Raw genomic sequence first — 18,544 nt, 5'->3', positions numbered from 1 at the left:
ACGTCATGTCGGATCTGACCGCACGCGCATTGCTCGACTCCGGCACCGTCACGGTGAAGGACGTGCTGTGCCGGGGCAGCTGCCGCCACCGCAGTGCCGAGGAGTGCTCGGCAACGACGCACCTGGTGTTCCCGTACCGCGGACTGTATTTGCGGCACGTCGGCAATGACCAGTCGGTGGCCGACGCCAACCACGTGCTGTTCTTCAACGCCGGCGAGGCCTATCAGGTCAGCCATCCCGTGGAGGGAGGCGATGCCTGCCTGGTGCTGACGACATCGCCGGAGCTGCTGCGGGAGTTGTCTCCGGCCACGCTGCTGCGGCGACATGACACTACGGGCTTCCGTATGCAGGCGCTGCGGATCGACGCGCGGGCACAGGTGCTGGTAGCGCTGCTGCGGCACAGCCTGCATCACGGCGTCATCGAGCCGCTGGAAGCCGAAAGCCTGGCGCTGACACTGATCTGCCGCAGCCTGGGGCCGCGAACCGCGCATGCGACCACGGCGACGCAGGGACGGCAACGGCTGGTGGACCGGGTGAAGGTGCTGTTGGCCAGTGATCTTGGCCGGCGCTGGAGCCTTGCGGAAATCGCGGATCAGATCGGCGGCTCGCCGGTGTATCTGACCCAGGCTTTCCAGCAGGTCGAAGGCCTGCCGTTGTATCGCTACCACCTGCGCCTGCGCCTGGCGCGCGCGCTCGACCGCGTCGCCGACTGCGAGGACATGTCGGCGCTGGCGATGGACCTGGGTTTCTCCAGCCACAGCCATTTTGCCGCTGCGTTCAAGCAGGCCTACGGCCGCACGCCGACCGAGTTCCGCGCCTCGGTGCTGGCCAAGAGCGCGTGACCCGCGTCCTCGGCAGGCTCGCGCATCGCTAAAGATTCCGACAGCGGCGATGCCTGTGCGGTGGTCTCCTGCACGTGCCCGGACGTCGGGCACCAACTGGAGCGTGTCATGAGCGAGAAGACCTGTGCGGTGTGCGACTACCCCCTGGACGGCAACGCCATCAAGGTGACCATCGGCGGGCGCGCCGTGGAAGTGTGCTGCGAGGAGTGCGCGGAGAAGCTGCGCGAAGCCGAAGCCACCACCAAGTAATGACGGATCGCGGTCAAGCGCTGCCCTCGAGCCAGACCGCGCCGTCGCGCACCGACACGGTCACCGAGCGCAGCGCTTCGCCGCGGCACGGCCCGGCCACGCACTCGCCGCCGCGCAGTTCGAAGCTCGCGCCGTGCGCGGCGCAGACCAGCAAGCCTTCCTTGCTCTTGAGGAACTGGCCTGGCGCCCAGTCCAGTCGACGGCCCGCGTGCGGGCAGATGTTGAGCCACGCACGCACGTGATCGCCGTCACGGTACAGAATCAGCGATTCCGCATCGCCGTCGATTACCGCCTCGACCTCGGCGAAAGTCCCGTCCGGCAAGCGTTCCAGTGGCAGCAGGGGTGACATCTGAACGGTTGCCTCGTGCGCAATGCTTAACGAAGTTCTCACACCTTCGCCCGACCCTGGCCCGATACTCGCTTGCCCGGCGTATTGCCGCATTGTGTCACGACGTCCCCGATGTTCGCCCAGACCTTCCGTTTCGACTCCGCCCAGTTCCAGCGCGTGCGTTCGGCTTTCGAGCCGCGCAAGCCCCGTCATCGCCTGCTGCGCTTCGCAGTCGGGGTGGTCGGGTTGGGCCTGTTGCTGGTGCTGGTGATGTTCAGCGTGGTCCTCGGCGCGGCGATGATCGCCGCCGGCATCGTCTACAAGCTGTGGAAGGGGCGCGGCAAGGCCGCCGCCCGCGATCCGCGCATCGTCGAAGGCGAGTACCGCGTGGTCGACGCGCAGGTGCTGGAGGCCAGCCGCACCCGTTCGCAGCGCGAAGCGCTGTAATCCGATGGGCGACGTGATCGCGGCGCTGCCGCAACCGCGCGTTCCGGTTCACGGCAGCGCCGATCTCTTTTTTCCTGTCCACCGCATCTATTGCGTCGGCCGCAACTTCGCCGACCACGCCCGCGAAATGGGCGCCGCCGTTCCCGCCTCGGCGGCCGAGCGCGGCAATCCGGTGTTCTTCCTCAAGCCCGCCGACGCCATCGCGCTCGGCGCGGACGTGCCCTACCCGCCCGGCACCAGCGACCTGCACCACGAAGTCGAACTGGTGGTGGCGATCGGTCGCGACGCACCCGCCGGCGTGCTCGATCCGGCCGACGCAGGTGCGCTGGTCTACGGCTACGCCGTCGGCCTGGACCTGACCCGGCGCGACCTGCAGGGCGCGGCCAAGGCAAAGGGCCTGCCGTGGGACACCGGCAAGGCGTTCGACCATGCCGCGCCGATCAGCGCGATCGTGCCGGCCGCGCAGGTCGGCGAACTCGGCCCGCGCAAGCTCACCTTGCAGATCAATGGCGAAACCCGCCAGGCTGGATCGCTCGCCGACCTGATCTGGACGGTGCCGGAAATCCTGCACGAGCTGTCCAAGCTGTACGCGCTGCGCGCAGGCGACCTGGTCTTCATGGGCACGCCCGCCGGGGTGGGCCCGCTGCAACCGGGCGACCGCTTCCATGCCGTCCTGGACGGCGTGGTCGAGCATTCCGGCCGTATCGTTGCACGGAGCGCTGACAGCGCGGCGGTATAGTCGGCCGCTACGGCTTCGGGATTGGACCATTAACCTTCGGGCAACCACGGAGACAGTGCAGCCATGGGAATGATCAGCGAGTTCAAGGAATTCATCTCGCGCGGCAACGTCGTCGACCTCGCGGTCGGCGTGGTGATCGGCGCGGCCTTCGGCAAGATCGTGACCTCGCTGGTCGACGGCATCGTGATGCCGGCGGTGGGTGCCTTCACCAAGGGCGCCAGCGTCACCGACTGGAAGTACGTGCTCAAGCCCGCGCAGCTGGATTCGGCCGGCAAGGAAGTCGCCGCCGAACTGGCCATCAAGTACGGCTTGTTCATCCAGACCATCATCGACTTCCTGCTGATCGCGCTGGTGATCTTCCTGGTGCTCAAGGCCTACAACCGGCTGCGCGCGCCGGCGGCGACCCCGGCGGTGCCGGAAGACGTGCTGCTGCTGCGCGAGATCCGGGATTCGCTGAAGAAATAGCCAAACCGCGCACACCTGCGCGTGACCATAGGCACCCCACCGCAAACCGGCGAATTGATACGCTCGCGGTTTCGACTTCGGGGAGTCCTTGCTGATGCGTGCAACGTTGTCGGTGGCCATCGCCACCCTGCTTTCGGCCGCCGTGCTTTCCACCAGCGGTAGTGCCATTGCCGCACAGGCAACCACGCGCATCCCCGACAAGGCCATCGCCACCGCCGCGCAGCTGCGCGAAACCGCGCTGGCCAGCGACCTGGGTTACCGCATCACCGAATCGCTGACAACCGAAGTCGGCCCGCGCCTGGCCGGCAGCGAAGCCGATGCCCGCGCCGTCGCCTGGGCCGTGGCCAAGTTCAAGGAGCTGGGCTTCGACAAGGTCTGGACCGAGCCGGTCACCTTCCCGAAGTGGGAGCGCCGCAGCGAGAGCGCACGCGTGCTCGGCGCCAGCGCGCAGCCGCTGCACCTGACCGCACTCGGCGGCAGCCCGGCAGGCACGGTCGAGGGCGAGGTCGTGCGCTTCGCCGACCTGGCCGCGCTGGAGGCCGCGCCTGCCGGCTCGCTCGCCGGCAAGATCGCCTTCATCGACTACAAGATGGAACGCGCCCGCGACGGCGCCGGCTACGGTCCCGGTTCGCGCGTGCGCAGCCGCGGTCCGTCGGCTGCAATTCGTGCGGGCGCCGCGGCTTACCTGATGCGTTCGGCCGGTACCGATTCGCATCGCAATCCGCACACCGGCATCACCCGCTTCGATGAAGGCCTGACGCCGATTCCGTCGGCCGCATTGGCCGTGCCCGACGCCGACCAGCTCGCGCGCCTGCTCGCGCGCGGCGCGGTCAAGGTGCGCGTCGCGCTGGACTGCGGCTGGGATGGCGAATACACCTCGGCCAACGTCATCGGCGAGATTCGTGGCGCCAGCAAGCCCAATGAAGTGGTGGTGATCGGTGGGCACCTGGATTCGTGGGATCTGGGCACCGGCGCTATCGACGACGGCGCCGGCGTCGGCCTGACCATGGCCGCCGGCAAGCTGATCGGCAACCTCAAGCAGCGTCCGGCGCGCACCATCCGCGTGGTCGCCTTCGCCAACGAGGAACAGGGCCTGCACGGCGGCAAGGCGTATGCGAATGCGCACATCGCCGACCTGCGCAAGCACCAGATCGGCGCCGAGAGCGACTTCGGCGCTGGCCGCATCTACGAGTATTCGAGTTCGGCACCGGAGTACGCCAAGCAGGCCGACGAGCAGATCGCGCAGGCATTGGCACCGCTCGGCATCGCGCACGCACCCGGCAAGGGCGGCCCCGGCCCGGACATCAGTCCGTTCGCCGAGAAGGGCCTGGCCTGGGCGCGCCTGGGCCCAGGACGGCACGGACTACTTCGACCTGCACCACACGCCGGACGACACCTTCGACAAGATCGATCCGAAGGCGCTGGCGCAGAACGTCGCCGCCTACGCGGTGTTCGCTTACCTGGCGGCGTCGGCCGAAGGCGACTTCGGCAGCGAACCGAAGGTGGAACCGGGCAAGTAATTGCCGCAATGGCATCGACCACGAGCGGTGCATGTGCACCGCTCGTGATGCCGAAGTAATCCCTGCGTCAACGGCACCCGCCGCTCGTCGGCTGGGACGCCGTGGCCACGCATTCAGCCGACCGAAGCGACAGTTCGCCACGTCGTGCTAATGACGCTGCGATTTCGCGGGTGCAGACTCCACGCGTCTTTCCGGACAGGATGAAGCGATCGGAGCATCTCGATGAGAACTCCAACGATCGAAGCGTCGCCGCGGGAGCACGCTGTTCGCGGCAGGCCGAGGACATCCCGGGTCGCCACGGTCTCGCGGGTGCTCGAACTCATTGACCAGCAGCATTGGCCGTTGCGCCTGGCCGACCTGTGCCGGGTGACCGGCATCAGCGAACGCACGCTGCGCACCATCATCAAGGAACAGTTCGACCTCGGTCCGAGCCGCTACCTGCGCCTGCGACGCTTGCAGATGCTGCACGACGCACTCGAACGCGCCAGCCCCTACGACACCACGGTGGCGGCGATCTCCGCGCGCTTCGGATACGCGCACGGCGGCCGCATGGCCTCGGAGTACCACGAGCTTTTCGGCGAGTACCCAAGCCAGACGCTGGGCCAACCGTTCGCGCAGGCGGCAGACGAGAGCACGGCCTCCGACATCTTCGCGACCCTGCCCGAAGCCGGGCCGGAACCTTCGCGCGAACAGCACTGACGGTGACGAGTGCGGTTTGGGTGCGAAGCCCGGGCGCGCATGCAAGACTTCGGGGGTGCGATCAACCAGGACCCCGACCGTGCGCGACCTGTATCCGGAGATCGAGCCCTACCGCAGCTTCCGTCTCGCCGTGGACCCGATCCACGAGCTGCACGTCGAGGAATGCGGCAATCGCGACGGCATTCCGGTGGTGTTCCTGCACGGTGGTCCGGGCGCGGGCGTCTCGCCCTACCATCGCCGCTTCTTCGATCCGGCCAAATACCGGATCGTGCTGTTCGACCAGCGTGGCGCGGGCAAGTCGACGCCGCACGCGGAGCTGCGTGGCAATACCACCTGGCACCTGGTGGCCGACATCGAAACGATCCGCGAGTACCTGGGCATCGAGCGCTGGGCCGTGTTCGGCGGCTCCTGGGGATCGACGCTGGCGCTGGCCTATGCGCAGTCGCATCCCGACCGCGTAACCGGCCTCATATTGCGCGGCATCTTCCTGGGCCGTTCCTATGAGCTGCGCTGGTTCAACGAACTCGACGGCGGCGCGTCGCAGATCTTTCCCGAGCGCTGGGCGCACTACCTGTCGTACATTCCGGAACCCGAGCGCGGCGACATGATCGAAGCCTACTGGCGCCGCCTCGACAGCGAGGACGAGGCGACGCGCCTGGCCGCGGCGCATGCGTGGGGGCATTGGGAAGGCGGCAGCACCACGCTGCTGCATGACCCCGACGAACCGGGCAATTTCGCCGACCCGCAGGTGGCCCTGGCCGTGGCCCGCGCCGAGGCGCACTACTTCCGCCACGGCATGTTCCTCGAACACGACCAGCTGCTGCGCGACGTCGACCTCATCCGCCATATTCCGGCCACGATCGTGCATGGCCGCTACGACATCATCTGCCCGGTGCGTGCGGCGTGCGACCTCGCCGCGGCGTGGCCGCAGGCGCGGCTGCGGATCGTGCTGGCCGGGCACAGCGCCGCGGATCCCGCGATCGTCGATGCGCTGGTGGAGGCCACCGATGCGCTGGCAACGTCGACGTCGACGCAGCGCGCGACGATCACGGCACCATGATGATCACCTTGCCGCGGGCGCGACCGGTTTCCAGATAACGGATCGCGTCGGGCAATTCCGCCAGCGGATAGGTGCGATCGATCACCGGCGTGACCTTGCCAGCCGCCATCAGGTCGGCGAGGACGGTCAGGTCCTTCTGGTTGAGCTCGGCCAGCACCATGCCCATCTTCTGCGACACGAACCATGACGTCACCGCGGCCCCGACCGGCTTGATCATCGGCCCGACCCAGCGACCGTCGTCGGGCCCGCCGCCGCCGATCAGCACGTAATGGCCATCGGGCTTGAGCACGCGCCGGTTCTCGGCAAGGGAGCGGTTGCCGACGTTGTCGAGGATCACGTCGTACTTCTGCGTTCCCTGGGTGTAATCGCTGGTCTTGTAGTCGATCACCTGGTCGGCACCGAGCGACCGCACCAGCGCGACATTGCGCGTGCTGCACACGCCGGTGACGTTGGCTCCCATCGTCTTGGCGATCTGCACGGCAAACGTGCCGACCCCGCCCGAGGCACCATTGATCAGCACGCTCTGCCCGGCCTTCAACTTGCCGCCGTCACGAAGGCCTTGCAGGGCGGTGATCGCGGCGATCGGCACGCCGGCCGCCTGCTCGAAGCCGAGGTTGGCCGGCTTGGCGACGATCGCGCGATCCTGTTTGACCACGACGTACTGGGCGAAGGCGCCGGTGCGGCCACCGAACACCTCGTCGCCGGGTTTGAAGCGGGTGACGCCCTTGCCAACCGCTTCGACCGTTCCGGAGTAATCGACACCCAGCCGGATCACTTCCGGTCGACGCAGGCCGGTGCCCATGCGCATCAGATAAGGTGTTCCGCGCATGTAGTGCCAGTCGAGCGGGTTGACCGCGGCATTGCGCACGCGCACCAGCACTTCATCGTCGGCCGGGGTCGGCCGCTCGACTTCGCCATAGCGCAGCGTATCGGCGGTGCCGTAATCGCAGTAGGTGACCGCCTTCATCGGATGCACCGGCATCGCCACCGGATCACTGCAGGCGTTGTCCGAACGCCACCAGGCGACCAGGAACGCCAGCATCGCAAGCACCACGACGACAGCGCCGAAGCCTGCCACGCGCTTGAGTTTCATGTTGTCCCCTCCGCACCTGCGTCGCTCCGGTTGCCGGGGCGCTCCAGTGTCAGCGGACGATTGCACCAGAAAAGTTAAGTCGGCGTGACCGATGGCCGGGGCTTGGGACCGGGTGCGTCCGCTATCCTCCGGCGACCGCCCGCGCCACGTCGACGACACATGCCCACCAAGCCCGACTTCTCCCAGCACCTTCGCCTGCGCGCACTGGGCCTGCTGTTGCTGCTGGTGTCGTTTGTCGCTGCTGCCGGCGAGAGCGCATCTACCTACTACCCACCTCGCGGTGACTGGGAGCGGATGACCCCGGCGCAGGCCGGCTTCGATCCGCAGCGCCTGCAGCAGGCCATCGCCTTCGCCCAGGCACATGAAGCGCCGGAGCCGCGCGACCAGGCGAAATCGCTGACCCAGAGCTTCGGCAGCAGGGAACCGCACTTCGGCGGGCTGATCGGGCCGACCGCGGAACGCGCCGGCATCAATGGCCTGATCGTCCACCGCGGCCGCGTGATCGCCGAGTTCGGCGACACCCGCAGTGTCGACATGAGCCACAGCGTCACCAAGTCCTTCCTCAGCACCGTGGTCGGGCTGGCCCTGGCAGGACGGCCGCATAGCCGACACCAACGATCGCGTTGCCGGCTACATGCCTCGCAACGTCACGCCCGGCGACATCGACCTGTTCAAGTCGGAACACAACGCGCCCATCACCTGGGAGCACCTGCTGCGCCAGACCAGCGACTGGGAAGGCACGCTGTGGGGCAAACCGGACTGGGCCGACCGGCCGTCCGGTCCGCAGGAGCAATGGCCGCAGCGCGCGCGCCATGCGCCGGGCAGCCACTACATGTACAACGACGTGCGCGTGAACGTGCTCGCGTTGGCGGCGCTGCAAGTGTGGCGGCAGCCGCTGCCGCAAGTGCTGCGCGAGCGCGTCATGGACCCGATCGGTGCCAGCAACCGCTGGCGCTGGTACGGCTACCGCAATTCGTGGATCGAACTCGACGGGCAGCAGATGCAGTCGGTCTCCGGCGGCGGCCACTGGGGCGGCGGCATGTTCATCGACAGCTGGGACCTGGCCCGCTTCGGTTACCTGTTCCTGCGCGACGGTCGTTGGCAGGACCGGCAGATCGTCTCGTCGCAATGGATCGCCAAGGCGCGCACGCCGGGCGCGGACAAGGACGACTACGGCTACTGCAACTGGACCCTCAACACCGGCCGCAAGTCACTGCCGTCGGCACCGGCCAGCAGCGTCACCTTCCGTGGCAACGGCCAGAACATCGTCTACATCGACCGCGACAATGACCTGCTGATCGTGGTGCGATGGATCGACCGCGGCGATGCGCTCGACCAGTTCATCGGCAAGGTGCTCGCGGCGCGGCGAGCCACGCCGCAGGCACCCTGACGGTCCGACGTCAGCGGCGCGGCGGCGTCTCGCCGGTCGCCAGAGGCCGCACGTACTGCAGCAGGCTGGCGAGGGTCTTGCCCGGTTCCTCCCACGGCATCATGTGGGCGGAACGCTCGAACCAGACGCCCTGCTTGTAGGGCGCCTTGAGCTGACGCAACCAGGCTTCGGTCGGTTGCGACGGCGTGGTGTAGTCGTGGCGCCCCATGAACATCACCACCGGGATCGGGAACGAACGCACGCCCTTGAAGTCGACCTCGAGGAATTCCGGCAGCAACCGGCCGAGGCTGAAGATGCTGCCCAGGTTGATCGCGCAACGGTCCTGATCGTTGTAGTCGGGCGACAGGCGCGGGCCGCGGTAGTAGTAGTTGGAGTCCTCGCGGAACGCGGTCAGGCCACCGTAGAACTGCGGCCACTTGCGCGCGAGGATGATGCGGTCGCGGGTGATCGGCGTGTTGCCCGGGTACGGCGCGATCGATGCCAGCTCACGCATCGCCTCTTCGTTCTTGTGCGCCTTCGCCTGCTCGACGCCATAGTCGTAGCTGATGCGCTCGTTGTCGCGCGTGTTGATGACCTGGCCGATGCCGACGTAGGCATGGAACAGGTCCGGACGCTTGAGCGCGGCACCCATGGCGACGATCGTGCCCCAGCTGTGGCCGACCAGGATCAGCTTGTCCTTGTGGTAGCGCTTGCGCAGGTACTCGGCGACCTCGATCGCGTCGTCGACGTAGCGCGGGATGTGGATGCTGTCGCCGATGGACTCCGGCGGCGTGGTCTCGTTGTAGGTCTTGCCGGCGCCGCGCTGGTCCCAGTTGACGACCGTGAAGTACTCCTCCATCGGCCGCTGGAACTGCCAGGCGGTCGGCGTGATCGGTGCCGCCGGGCCGCCGTGGACGAACAGGATCATCGGGTTGCCGCGGTCCTGGCCGCGCACGTTGAGCCACTGCTCGATGCCGCCGATGCGGGTCTTGTAGGACTCCTGCACACCGCCCGGCGCCACGATGTGCTGCATGTCGGCGATGATTTCCCGCGACGGCTCGTAGGACGAGCGGTCCGGACATTCCTGCGCCTGCGCGGACAGGCATGCGGCCATCAGGGCCACGAACGCAAACGATCTCTTGATCATGAACTCTCCCTGGAAAAGTCGGCGTGATACGCCGACCTTGAGCCAAGGGATACGATCAGCGTCGCGAGGGTTGCAATGGTACGGCGCAGGTCAGCTGCGCGCGCGCCAGCTCGCCAGGAGCACAGCCGCAGCCGCTGCGACATTGAGGCTCTCGACCGCACCCGTTCCCGGAATCGAAAGGCGCAGGTCGCAGGCCGCGGCCAGCTCGCGATCCATGCCCTCGCCTTCCGCACCGAGCACGTAGATCACGCGCTGCGGCAGCGGTGCCGAGAACAGGTCGCTGCCGCCCTGCACGACCGTGGCGGCGAGGGTGAAGCCGGTGCTGCGCAGTTGCGCGATGGCGTTGTCGGTGCGGCCCAGGCGCACCATCGGCACGACCTCGGCGCCGCCTTCGGCGACGCGTGCCGCCGCGCCCGACAGCGTCAGGGTCGAATGCTTCGGCAGCAGGATCGCGCCGACGCCGAAATGCGCGGCCGAGCGCAGGATCGCGCCGAAGTTGTGCGGGTTGCCGACGCCGTCGAGCCAGATCGCGCATTGCGGACCTGCCGGCAGGTCACGCAGCCAGTTCGACAATGCCAGCGGTTCCTCGCGCAGCACGTCGGCGACGACGCCTTCGTGGTGGGTGCTGGCGGCGAGCTTGTGCAGGTCTTCCTCGTCGACTACGCGGTAGCCGACGCGGTTGGCGACGCACCATTTCAGGATCGGCTGCACTGCCGGGATGCGCGCCTCGGCCAGGTACAGCTTTCGGATCGCCTGCGGTCGCTTGGCGAAGACGGCGCGCACGGCGTTGAGTCCGTACAGGCGCAGCTCGACGTTGCGACGCTCGCGCGCCGATGGACCCAGCTCGTGATCGCCTTCGTGCGAGGGTTCGGCCGGGCGTGGTGCATAGGGCGCCCGTGGCGGTCGCGCCTCTCGTTCCGGAGGGGCGTCGCCGCGATCGCGCGGTGGGCGACCCCATGGCCCTCCAGTGCCGGGTCCTCCAGTGCCGGGCCCTCCAGTGCCGGGCTGGCCGGTGGGGGGTTGCCGCGGACCACGCGGCGGCTTGCCTGGCGGATCATGTCGCATCTGTCTGGTTCCTTCTCATTGGCGGGCTCACCTTCGCGAACACGCGCAGGTCATGCACCACGCCGAACTTCACCACGGCGCAACGTTGTGCGCCCTCTTCTTCGAATCCGTTCTTCTGCAGCACGCGCGCCGACGCGGGGTTGCTGTCGAGCACGGTCGCCTGCAGGCGATACAGCTCCAGTTCGCGCATCAGCCATGGTGCGTACAGTGCCACGACGCGCGTCATGATCCCGCGACCCCACAGGGCCTGGCCGAGCCAGTAGCCCATCTGCGCGGAGTGCCGTCGGTCGGCCTGGCCGGGTGCGGCGCCGATGCCGCCGCAGGCGTGGCCGTCGACTTCGATGGCGAAGACGGGGTCGCTCAGGTCGATCACGTCGCCGGCAAGGAACCGTTCGCCGTCCTCGCGCGTGTACGGGTGCGGGAAGCGATCGCTGAGGCCGCGGACGATGGCGGGATCATCGGCATGCGCCAGCAGGTCTTCGAGGTCGTCGCGGCGCCATGGCCGCAGCACGAATCCGTCACCGGCCAGGCGCACGTCGCGAAATTCGTGCCGGTGGGGAGGTGCGGACATGCCGCAAGGGTAACGGTTGCGGCGGTGGCGAACCATTACTTGTGTCGCTGGTGCTGTTGCTTGTCCGGCTTCAGTCTGCGAAAAGGCGCCGTCCGCCGGGCCGGGGATTACTCCGACCCTTCATTCGGACTTCCTGTCCGAAGGCGGGGCGTGGGCCATCCATGGCCCACTGCTGCGCAATCCCCGACCCGGCGGACGACGCTTCGGCATTTCATTGCCTGGTCTTCGGCTTTAGTTCGTCATCCCCGCGCAGGCGGGGATCCATGGACGTTGCTCCAGGCAACCCTCAGTTCTTCAACGCAGAGAACTCAATGCGCCGGTTCTGCGCGCGCCCTTCCTCGGTGGCGTTGTCGGCGATCGGCTTGTCCTGACCGAATCCGCGCGCATCCAGCATGTCGGCGGCCACGCCCAACTCGACCAGCTTGGCCTGCACGGCCTGCGCGCGTTCCAGGGAAACGGCCATGTTGATGTTGGCGTCGCCCGAGTTGTCGGTGTGGCCACCGATCTCGATACGCGTGCCCGCAGGCGCGGCCTTGATCGCCTCGGCGGCCTTGACCAGGGTTTCCATGCTGTCGCCGGTGATCGTGCTCGAGCCGGTCTCGAAATAGATCGTCGACAGGTTCAGGGCCTTCACCAGGTCATCGGAGGTGAAGCCTCCCTTGAGCATCGACAGCGCCGCCATCGCCTTGTCCCACAGCCCGGAGATCTGCAGGCCGGCGAAGTCGGCACGCAGCTTCTGCGACAACGCGAACCGCTGGTCCTCCGGCAGCGCCGAGGTGTCCAGATGCAGCTTGTCGCCATCGAAGCCGAGCTTGATGCCACTGCGCTTGAGCTCCGGCAGCAGTGCGATCAGCTTGTCCATCCAGCGCGCCGGAGCGGTGGTCGTATCCACCGTGATGTCGCCTTTGAGGTTGCCGGCTCCGAAGGTGGTGCGCAGCGCTTCCATCAAGCGCGTTCTTTCTGGCTCGCTGGCCAGCTGGCCGTCGACCGCGACCTTGCCGTCGACATTCTCGATCTGGAAGCGGGGGGCGACCTGCTCGGCGACAACCGCAGCCACCGGGGCACTGGCTTCCGTCTGCGCGCTGGCCGCATGCTGCCTCGAGTAACCCAGGTAAAGCAGCAACGTGCCGATGAATGCGGCCAGCAACAGCAGCCAGATCAGCGATCCGCTGGTTCGCTTGCGCGGCGCTTGGGAGTGCGTCTGCGCGGTCCGATCCACCACCCGGATCCCGCCCGCCACTGCCGCCGTGCCTGCTGCGACTCCGCCCCAACCCCACTGGCCCAGGGTGCCGACGAAATCACCGATGCCATCCACGAGGCCGCGCAGCGGTTCCGGCACGATCGCGCCGTGCGCCATCTGCCCGTTGCGAGCGAGCGCCCCCACCACTTCGGGCAGGATCTTCGCCGTCGCATCCAGGGTGGTGCTCTGCGTCAGCGCCAGTCGCGATGCCATGGAGCCGAGCAATGCCGGACCCAGTACCGACTCGAGCTGGTTGCTGCTGATGGAGCAATTGGCTTCCCTACCGAGCCAGGTGGCGATCAGGTGCCCGAGGTTGGCGTTGCGAAACGCCTGGACGAAACCGCCTGGACCGCCTCGCTTCTCGTTGAAGATGAGCGCCACCAGCATGCCTACCAGCTGCGAGGCCTTCTTCCTGTCTCCGACCAGGACGGATGCTTGCTCAACGATGTTCTCGAACATCGACAGTATTTGATTGTTCACGGCACGAAGACCACAGGTTTGGACACGGTCATTTCTTTCTGCTCCGTTGAGGTGCGCTGCCAGAAGGGCTCTGCGCTTGTTCGCAATCATTCGTCCTGGCCCCGCGATCGGCGCCTGGCGAACGCTGCGAACGCTATCGACCCGGCGAGGCCGAATCCATGCGAATTGCCTCAAGGCGCGAAAAGATCGCGCCGCGGCAGGTTGCTCTACGACGCCTTCTTGATGGCCAGTTGCTTCGGAGCATCCTGGTCGGAGATCACGAGCTGGTCGAACCGTTCCGACTCCGCGGTTCCGTCCGGCAACGGATTGGCCGTAACGGAGGCGAAGGAATAGACCTTGCCGTCGATGTGGGCGAGTTCGATTTCGCCCACGCGCTCGGCGCCATTCAGCGCCTGCCAGCGCGCCTCGTCGTACACCCGAATCAGGGCCACGTGGTAGTACAGCTTGGGATCCTCGTGCGCAGGATGGAACCGCGCGCCATATGCGCACAAGGATTGCGTGACGCCGGCGGTGGCCAGCTTCTCGATGCTGACGTCGCCTTCCTGCCAAGCGTGGGGGATCGTCACAGCCGTGCCGAGGTTGTCGAAAACGAACAGCATTTCGTCGACCTTCGGGTTGTAGACCAGCTTTCCCCCGGGCGTGCCGGGGTCGCTCGGCGCCGTCGACAGCGGGGCCTCCACCGTCGGCGCGGCGACTTGCGCCACTGCGTGGCCGTCGTCCTTGTCGCAGCCTGCCAGAGCCCCTGCGGCCAGAAGGATTGCCACCACCGCTGCCGGGTGCACGGACAGTCGATGTCTGTCGAACCATTGCCTGCACATGGTGATGTCGTCAGCCGCCCTTCCTGATCATGGCTTCGATGTTCTTCGTGCGCGTGGCAGATGCCGGGTGCGACGACGTCAGGCCGCCGGCACCGGGCATCTTCCTGAACAAGGTCACCATCGCGTTCGGGTCGTACTTGTGCCGGACCATGAATCGGTAACCGTATGCATCGGCCGCGCTCTCTTCCTTCTGCGAGAACTGGGCATTGATCACCGACTCGGCGATATCGCCCAGCTGCCCTTTGGCGTACTCGCCCACCTTTCCATTCAGCGCGGCGCCGTCACGCGCCGCCGAAGCCAGCAGTGCGGCGCGCTGCTTGGCCTTGCTGTGGCCAAGCTTCACGTGCCCGATCTCGTGGCCGATGACGCCGCGAATCTCGTCATCGCTCGCCATGTCCATCAGCCCAGAGAACACGCGCACACATCCGTTGGCCATCGCGAACGCATTCACGTCCGGCGTCAGGTACGCCTTGAACGACAGTTTCATGCCGTCGTCGTTATCCAGGCCTTCGACGATCTTTGCCAGGCGGACCGCGTACTTGTCTCCAGCGGGCGCGACCTTGTTCTCTTTGTCCGAGTAAGCGCAGGCATCATTGGCCGAGGCGACCACCTCGCTGTCCGACAAGGTGAGGGCCTTGCCCGCCTTGGCGCCTGCGCCCATCAGCTTCTCGAGATCGACTCCTGCTGCGTGGGAAGTTGCGACTGCGCCGCAGCAGAGCGCTGCAGCGATCAACGCGCGAGTGTGCTGCGTGAGCATTCGAGTCGAATCCAATGGGCCAGTTCATCTGTTGCCAGGCCGCGTCGAGCGACGCGGCGGCGCAGATAACGTTCCCAGAAGGGGCGACTGGCGTACATAGGACTGGTCTCAGTGAGCGCCAGCGCGTGGTCCAGCGATTCAGCTCGCCGCGTCTTACGGCCATGCGCCGATACCCTGATCCAGGTCAAGGCGCGTCCAGGCCGCGCCGGCTAGATTGGCCGCGAGCGTGAACTGAAACGGTCGCGAACATGGCGAAGAACTTTCCATTGAATCCCAAGCATCCCGAACGGATCTGCTGGGGCTGCGACCGTTATTGCGCGACTGATTCGCTGGCTTGCGGCAACGGCTCGGGGCGCACCATGCATCCGGCCGAGACGCAAGGCGAGCAGTGGTATCTGGACTGGGGTATCGAGCCGGCGCCTGGGAGTCCAAAGAACGCCAAGCTTTGATCGGCCCGGCTCGAACGCAGGGCCGATGAGCGAACGGCAACGTCAGACTGGATCCCGGCGTTCGCCGGGATGACGTTGTGTCAGGCGTGGCCGCCTACCGACGGTGTCTGTGCTTCGAGCTTCTCCAGCTCCTGCGACACCGCCTCTGGCGACTTCGTGTACTTGGCCAGCAACACGTAGAACGCCGGCACCACGAACAACGACAGCAGCGTCGAGAACGACACGCCGAAGATCACGACGATGCCGATCGTCGCGCGGCTCGCCGAACCCGGGCCGCCGGCAACCACCAGCGGCACCGCACCGACCACGGTCGCAATGGACGTCATCAGGATCGGACGCAGGCGCACCGCCGAAGCTTCGACGATCGCCTGGTGGATGCTGCGGCCTTCATCGCGCAACTGGTTGGCGAACTCGACGATCAGGATGCCGTTCTTCGCCGCCAAGCCCACCAGCATGACGATGCCGATCTGGCTGAACAGATTGAGCGTGCCACCGGTCAACGCCAGGCCGATCAGCGCGCCGAGCACGCCCAGCGGCACCGTCAGCATGATCACGAACGGGTGGATGAAGCTTTCAAACTGCGCCGCCAGCACCAGGTACACGATCAGCAGCGCCAGGGTGAAGGTCATCAGCACTGCGCCGCCGGCCTTGAGGTATTCGCGCGACTCGCCCTTCCAGTCGATCTGGGCATGGTCGGGCAGTTCTTCCTGCACCGTCTTCTCCAGCCACTGCATGGCTTCGCCCATGCGGTAGCCCGGCGTCAGGCCGGCACTGATGGTGATGGCGCGCAGGCGGTTGAAGCGGTTGAGGCTGCCCGGCTCGGCCAGCTCGCGCAGCGTCACCAGGTTCGACAGCGGAATCAGCGCACCGTCGCGCGCACGCACCTGGATCGCTTCCAGGTCGGCCGGCGACGCGCGCAGCTCGCGGTCGGACTGGACGATGACGTCGTACTCCTCGCCGTTCTGCACGAACGTGGTCACGCGGCGGCTGCCCATCATCGTTTCGAGGGCATGGCCGATGTCGGTCACCGGCACGCCCAGGTCGGCGGCGCGCTGGCGGTCGATCTCCACGCGCATCTGCGGACGCGTTTCCTTGTAGTCCGAGTCGGTCGAGAAGAAGCCCGGGTTCTGCTCCATCTTCGCCAGCAGCTTGTCGCGCCACTGCGCAAGCTCGGCATACTCGGGGCCGCCGAGCACGATGTTGATCGGCTGTCCGCGACCGCGCACCAGGCCACCGCTGACCTGCGGCATCGCGCGCACGCCCGGCAGGCCGGCGAGTTCGCCCTGCAACTGCTTGGCGACGTCGGCGGTGCTGATATCGCGTTCCTTCCAGTCCTTCAGGAACACCGCGATGCGGCCGGTGTGCATCTCTTCGCTGGCGCCGAAACCGCCGGGCACGCGCGGGTTGTAGCGCTGGATCACGCCATCGTTGCCGGTGTGCGCGGCGACGATCTTCTCGACCTGCTGCACCTGCCCGACCGTGTAATCGAAACCGGCGCCTTCCGGGCCGAGGATGCTGATCTGGAACGAGCCGCGGTCTTCCGGCGGCGCCAGTTCCGACGGCACCACCTTGAACAGCACCAGGCTCAGCACGATCGCGGCAATCATGATCCCGCCGAACACCCACGGGCGGTCGACGCTGCCGTCAAGGAAGCCGCGGTAGCGCTTGCCGATGCCGTCCAGGCGCGCATTGACCCAGCGGTTGATCGGGTTGGATTTCTCCTCGCTGTGCGCACGCACCAGCTTGGACGACATCATCGGCGTCAGCGTCAGCGCGACGAAGGCCGACAATGCCACCGCGCCGGCCAGTGCCACCGACAGCTCGCGGAACAGGCGGCCGGTGTTGCCTTCCATGAAGCCGACCGGCAGGAACACCGCCACCAGCACCGCGGTCGTGGCGATCACCGCGAAGGCGACCTGCTTGGTGCCGCGCTTGGCCGCGACCAGGCGCGGCTCGCCCAGGTCGATGCGGCGCTGGATGTTCTCCAGCACCACGATCGCATCGTCGACCACCAGGCCGATGCACAGCACCAGCGCCAGCAGCGTCAGCAGGTTGATCGAGAATCCGAACAGGTACAGCGGGATGAACGCGGCGATCAGGCACACCGGAACGGTGACTGCCGGAATCAGCGCGGCGCGGAAACTGCCCAGGAACAGCCAGATCACCAGCAGCACCAGCACGATCGCCTCGGCCAGCGTGTGATAGACACGCTCGACCGCCGATTCGATGAACACCGTGGTGTCGAAGGCGACGAAGATCTTGGTGCCCTGCGGCAGCGTCTTCTGCACCTGCTCGGCCTCGGCGCGGACGGCGCGGGCGACATCGAGGCTGTTGGCGGTGGACGTCTTGACGATGCCTAGGCCGATGTTCGGCTCGCCGTTGCTGCGGTAGTAGGCGCGGCGTTCGGCCGAGGCCAGCTCGATCCGGGCCACGTCGCCAAGGCGCACGACGTAGCCGTCGGTGCCCTTGGCCAGTGGAATCTGGGCGAAGTCCTCGGGCTTCTGGTAGCTGCGCGCCACGCGCAGGGTGAAGTCGCGGGCGTTGGACTCGATGCGGCCGGCGGGAAGCTCGACGTTCTCGGCCTCCAGTGCGTTCTCGACGTCGTTGACGGTGATGCCGCGCGCGGCCAGCGCATCGCGATCGATCCACACGCGCATCGCGTAGCGCTGCTGGCCACCGATGCGGACCTGGGCGACGCCGTCGACGGACGAGAGCCGGTCGACCACGTAGCGCTCGGCGTAGTCGGACAGCTGCAGCGTGTCCAGCTTGGTCGAGCTCATGTTGAGCCAGAGGATCGGGTCGGCGTCGGCCTCGACCTTCTCGATCTGCGGCGGGTCGGCCTCCTCGGGCATGCGGTTGCTGACGCGGCTGACCGCGTCACGCACGTCGTTGGCCGCGGCCTCGATCTCGCGCGACAGGGTGAACTCGATGCTGATCGAAGCGCGGCCGTTGACGCTGCGCGACTCGATGTTCTCGATGCCCTCGATGCCAGCCAGCGCGTCCTCGAGGATCTGGGTGATGCGGGTTTCCACCACCGCCGCCGAGGCGCCGGGGTAGTTCACGTCCACTGACACGATCGGCGGATCGATGGCCGGCAGTTCGCGCAGGGTCAGGCGCGAGAACGCCATCACGCCGAGCACGATGAGCAGCAGGCTCATCACCGTGGCGAACACGGGGCGGCGGATCGACAGATCGGACAGGTTCAT

Annotated in this window: 18 protein-coding genes and 1 pseudogene; 10 read left to right on the top strand and 9 right to left on the bottom strand. The window is 67.1% G+C overall.

What is annotated here, in order from left to right; translation table 11 throughout:
- Positions 1-5: 5 nt before the first annotated feature.
- On the top strand, positions 6-842 hold the full coding sequence (locus HIV01_RS17530) for a helix-turn-helix transcriptional regulator (protein WP_200604164.1): 837 nt from the start codon (positions 6-8) through the stop codon (positions 840-842).
- A 108-nt stretch (positions 843-950) separates the two neighbouring features.
- Positions 951-1,091 carry a hypothetical protein gene (locus HIV01_RS17525; protein ID WP_200604163.1) on the top strand — a complete coding sequence of 47 codons (141 nt, stop codon included), beginning with the start codon at positions 951-953 and terminating at the stop codon, positions 1,089-1,091.
- A gap of 13 nt (positions 1,092-1,104) precedes the next feature.
- Here HIV01_RS17525 and HIV01_RS17520 read toward each other — a convergent pair whose 3' ends face one another.
- Positions 1,105-1,440, bottom strand: coding sequence for a Rieske (2Fe-2S) protein (locus tag HIV01_RS17520; protein ID WP_200604162.1), 336 nt, complete (start codon positions 1,438-1,440; stop codon positions 1,105-1,107).
- Between the two features lie 111 nt (positions 1,441-1,551).
- Between HIV01_RS17520 and HIV01_RS17515 the strand changes: the two genes are divergently transcribed.
- The 6 genes and pseudogenes from HIV01_RS17515 (at position 1,552) to pip (ending at position 6,349) form a co-directional block, all read left to right on the top strand.
- Positions 1,552-1,866, top strand: coding sequence for a hypothetical protein (locus tag HIV01_RS17515; RefSeq protein WP_200604161.1), 315 nt, complete (start codon positions 1,552-1,554; stop codon positions 1,864-1,866).
- A gap of 4 nt (positions 1,867-1,870) precedes the next feature.
- On the top strand, positions 1,871-2,605 hold the full coding sequence (locus HIV01_RS17510; protein ID WP_200604160.1) for a fumarylacetoacetate hydrolase family protein: 735 nt from the start codon (positions 1,871-1,873) through the stop codon (positions 2,603-2,605).
- A 63-nt stretch (positions 2,606-2,668) separates the two neighbouring features.
- Positions 2,669-3,070: a large-conductance mechanosensitive channel protein MscL gene (gene mscL, locus HIV01_RS17505; protein ID WP_200604159.1), complete on the top strand. Its 402-nt coding sequence runs from the start codon at positions 2,669-2,671 to the stop codon at positions 3,068-3,070.
- A 94-nt stretch (positions 3,071-3,164) separates the two neighbouring features.
- Positions 3,165-4,590, top strand: a pseudogene (locus HIV01_RS17500) (M28 family peptidase).
- A gap of 222 nt (positions 4,591-4,812) precedes the next feature.
- On the top strand, positions 4,813-5,289 hold the full coding sequence (locus HIV01_RS17495; RefSeq protein ID WP_207527028.1) for a helix-turn-helix domain-containing protein: 477 nt from the start codon (positions 4,813-4,815) through the stop codon (positions 5,287-5,289).
- 79 nt (positions 5,290-5,368) lie between these two features.
- Positions 5,369-6,349 (top strand): prolyl aminopeptidase, encoded by a 981-nt coding sequence (pip, locus tag HIV01_RS17490; protein ID WP_200606221.1) that lies wholly within the window; start codon positions 5,369-5,371, stop codon positions 6,347-6,349.
- Here the strand turns inward: pip and HIV01_RS17485 are convergent.
- Entirely contained in the window at positions 6,336-7,442 is a 1,107-nt protein-coding gene (locus HIV01_RS17485; protein WP_200604156.1) for an NAD(P)-dependent alcohol dehydrogenase, read from the bottom strand. The genes pip and HIV01_RS17485 overlap by 14 nt on opposite strands.
- A gap of 601 nt (positions 7,443-8,043) precedes the next feature.
- Here HIV01_RS17485 and HIV01_RS17480 point away from each other — a divergent pair.
- A complete protein-coding gene (locus HIV01_RS17480; RefSeq protein WP_280633602.1) occupies positions 8,044-8,832 on the top strand; it encodes a serine hydrolase domain-containing protein in 789 nt (262 codons plus the stop codon).
- Positions 8,833-8,842: 10 nt separating this feature from the next.
- Here HIV01_RS17480 and HIV01_RS17475 read toward each other — a convergent pair whose 3' ends face one another.
- The 6 genes from HIV01_RS17475 to HIV01_RS17450 form a co-directional block, all read right to left on the bottom strand.
- Positions 8,843-9,958 (bottom strand): alpha/beta fold hydrolase, encoded by a 1,116-nt coding sequence (locus HIV01_RS17475; RefSeq protein WP_245156863.1) that lies wholly within the window; start codon positions 9,956-9,958, stop codon positions 8,843-8,845.
- Positions 9,959-10,048: 90 nt separating this feature from the next.
- A complete protein-coding gene (locus tag HIV01_RS17470) occupies positions 10,049-11,023 on the bottom strand; it encodes a TrmH family RNA methyltransferase (RefSeq protein WP_200604154.1) in 975 nt (324 codons plus the stop codon).
- Entirely contained in the window at positions 11,013-11,594 is a 582-nt protein-coding gene (locus HIV01_RS17465) for a GNAT family N-acetyltransferase (protein WP_200604153.1), read from the bottom strand. Before HIV01_RS17465 ends, HIV01_RS17470 begins: the two co-directional genes overlap by 11 nt.
- Before the next feature lie 286 nt (positions 11,595-11,880).
- Positions 11,881-13,404 (bottom strand): OmpA family protein, encoded by a 1,524-nt coding sequence (locus HIV01_RS17460; protein WP_207527026.1) that lies wholly within the window; start codon positions 13,402-13,404, stop codon positions 11,881-11,883.
- A gap of 116 nt (positions 13,405-13,520) precedes the next feature.
- A complete protein-coding gene (locus HIV01_RS17455; protein WP_200604151.1) occupies positions 13,521-14,096 on the bottom strand; it encodes a hypothetical protein in 576 nt (191 codons plus the stop codon).
- Positions 14,097-14,142: 46 nt separating this feature from the next.
- Entirely contained in the window at positions 14,143-14,889 is a 747-nt protein-coding gene (locus tag HIV01_RS17450) for a M48 family metalloprotease (RefSeq protein ID WP_200604150.1), read from the bottom strand.
- Positions 14,890-15,137: 248 nt separating this feature from the next.
- On the opposite strand from HIV01_RS17450, the gene HIV01_RS17445 reads away from it, so the two are divergent.
- The gene (locus tag HIV01_RS17445) at positions 15,138-15,338 is read left to right on the top strand and encodes a DUF3079 domain-containing protein (protein ID WP_200604149.1); all 201 of its coding nucleotides are present in this window, start codon (positions 15,138-15,140) and stop codon (positions 15,336-15,338) included.
- Between the two features lie 80 nt (positions 15,339-15,418).
- On the opposite strand, the gene HIV01_RS17440 is transcribed toward HIV01_RS17445, so the two are convergent.
- On the bottom strand, positions 15,419-18,544 hold the full coding sequence (locus tag HIV01_RS17440; protein WP_200604148.1) for an efflux RND transporter permease subunit: 3,126 nt from the start codon (positions 18,542-18,544) through the stop codon (positions 15,419-15,421).

The sequence above is a fragment of the Lysobacter arenosi genome (assembly GCF_016613475.2).
In the GTDB taxonomy this organism is placed as follows: Bacteria; Pseudomonadota; Gammaproteobacteria; order Xanthomonadales; family Xanthomonadaceae; genus Lysobacter_J; species Lysobacter_J arenosi.
This window is presented reverse-complemented; position numbering and strand designations above follow the sequence as displayed.

Bases quoted from the DNA above. Each gene is read 5' to 3' on its own strand.
- HIV01_RS17530 (WP_200604164.1), top strand. From the start codon at position 6: ATGTCGGATCTGACCGCACGCGCATTGCTCGACTCCGGCACCGTCACG.
- HIV01_RS17525 (WP_200604163.1), top strand. From the start codon at position 951: ATGAGCGAGAAGACCTGTGCGGTGTGCGACTACCCCCTGGACGGCAAC.
- HIV01_RS17520 (WP_200604162.1), bottom strand. From the start codon at position 1,440: ATGTCACCCCTGCTGCCACTGGAACGCTTGCCGGACGGGACTTTCGCC.
- HIV01_RS17515 (WP_200604161.1), top strand. From the start codon at position 1,552: ATGTTCGCCCAGACCTTCCGTTTCGACTCCGCCCAGTTCCAGCGCGTG.
- HIV01_RS17510 (WP_200604160.1), top strand. From the start codon at position 1,871: ATGGGCGACGTGATCGCGGCGCTGCCGCAACCGCGCGTTCCGGTTCAC.
- mscL (WP_200604159.1), top strand. From the start codon at position 2,669: ATGGGAATGATCAGCGAGTTCAAGGAATTCATCTCGCGCGGCAACGTC.
- HIV01_RS17495 (WP_207527028.1), top strand. From the start codon at position 4,813: ATGAGAACTCCAACGATCGAAGCGTCGCCGCGGGAGCACGCTGTTCGC.
- HIV01_RS17485 (WP_200604156.1), bottom strand. From the start codon at position 7,442: ATGAAACTCAAGCGCGTGGCAGGCTTCGGCGCTGTCGTCGTGGTGCTT.
- HIV01_RS17475 (WP_245156863.1), bottom strand. From the start codon at position 9,958: ATGATCAAGAGATCGTTTGCGTTCGTGGCCCTGATGGCCGCATGCCTG.
- HIV01_RS17470 (WP_200604154.1), bottom strand. From the start codon at position 11,023: ATGCGACATGATCCGCCAGGCAAGCCGCCGCGTGGTCCGCGGCAACCC.
- HIV01_RS17465 (WP_200604153.1), bottom strand. From the start codon at position 11,594: ATGTCCGCACCTCCCCACCGGCACGAATTTCGCGACGTGCGCCTGGCC.
- HIV01_RS17460 (WP_207527026.1), bottom strand. From the start codon at position 13,404: ATGATTGCGAACAAGCGCAGAGCCCTTCTGGCAGCGCACCTCAACGGA.
- HIV01_RS17450 (WP_200604150.1), bottom strand. From the start codon at position 14,889: ATGCTCACGCAGCACACTCGCGCGTTGATCGCTGCAGCGCTCTGCTGC.
- HIV01_RS17445 (WP_200604149.1), top strand. From the start codon at position 15,138: ATGGCGAAGAACTTTCCATTGAATCCCAAGCATCCCGAACGGATCTGC.
- HIV01_RS17440 (WP_200604148.1), bottom strand. From the start codon at position 18,544: ATGAACCTGTCCGATCTGTCGATCCGCCGCCCCGTGTTCGCCACGGTG.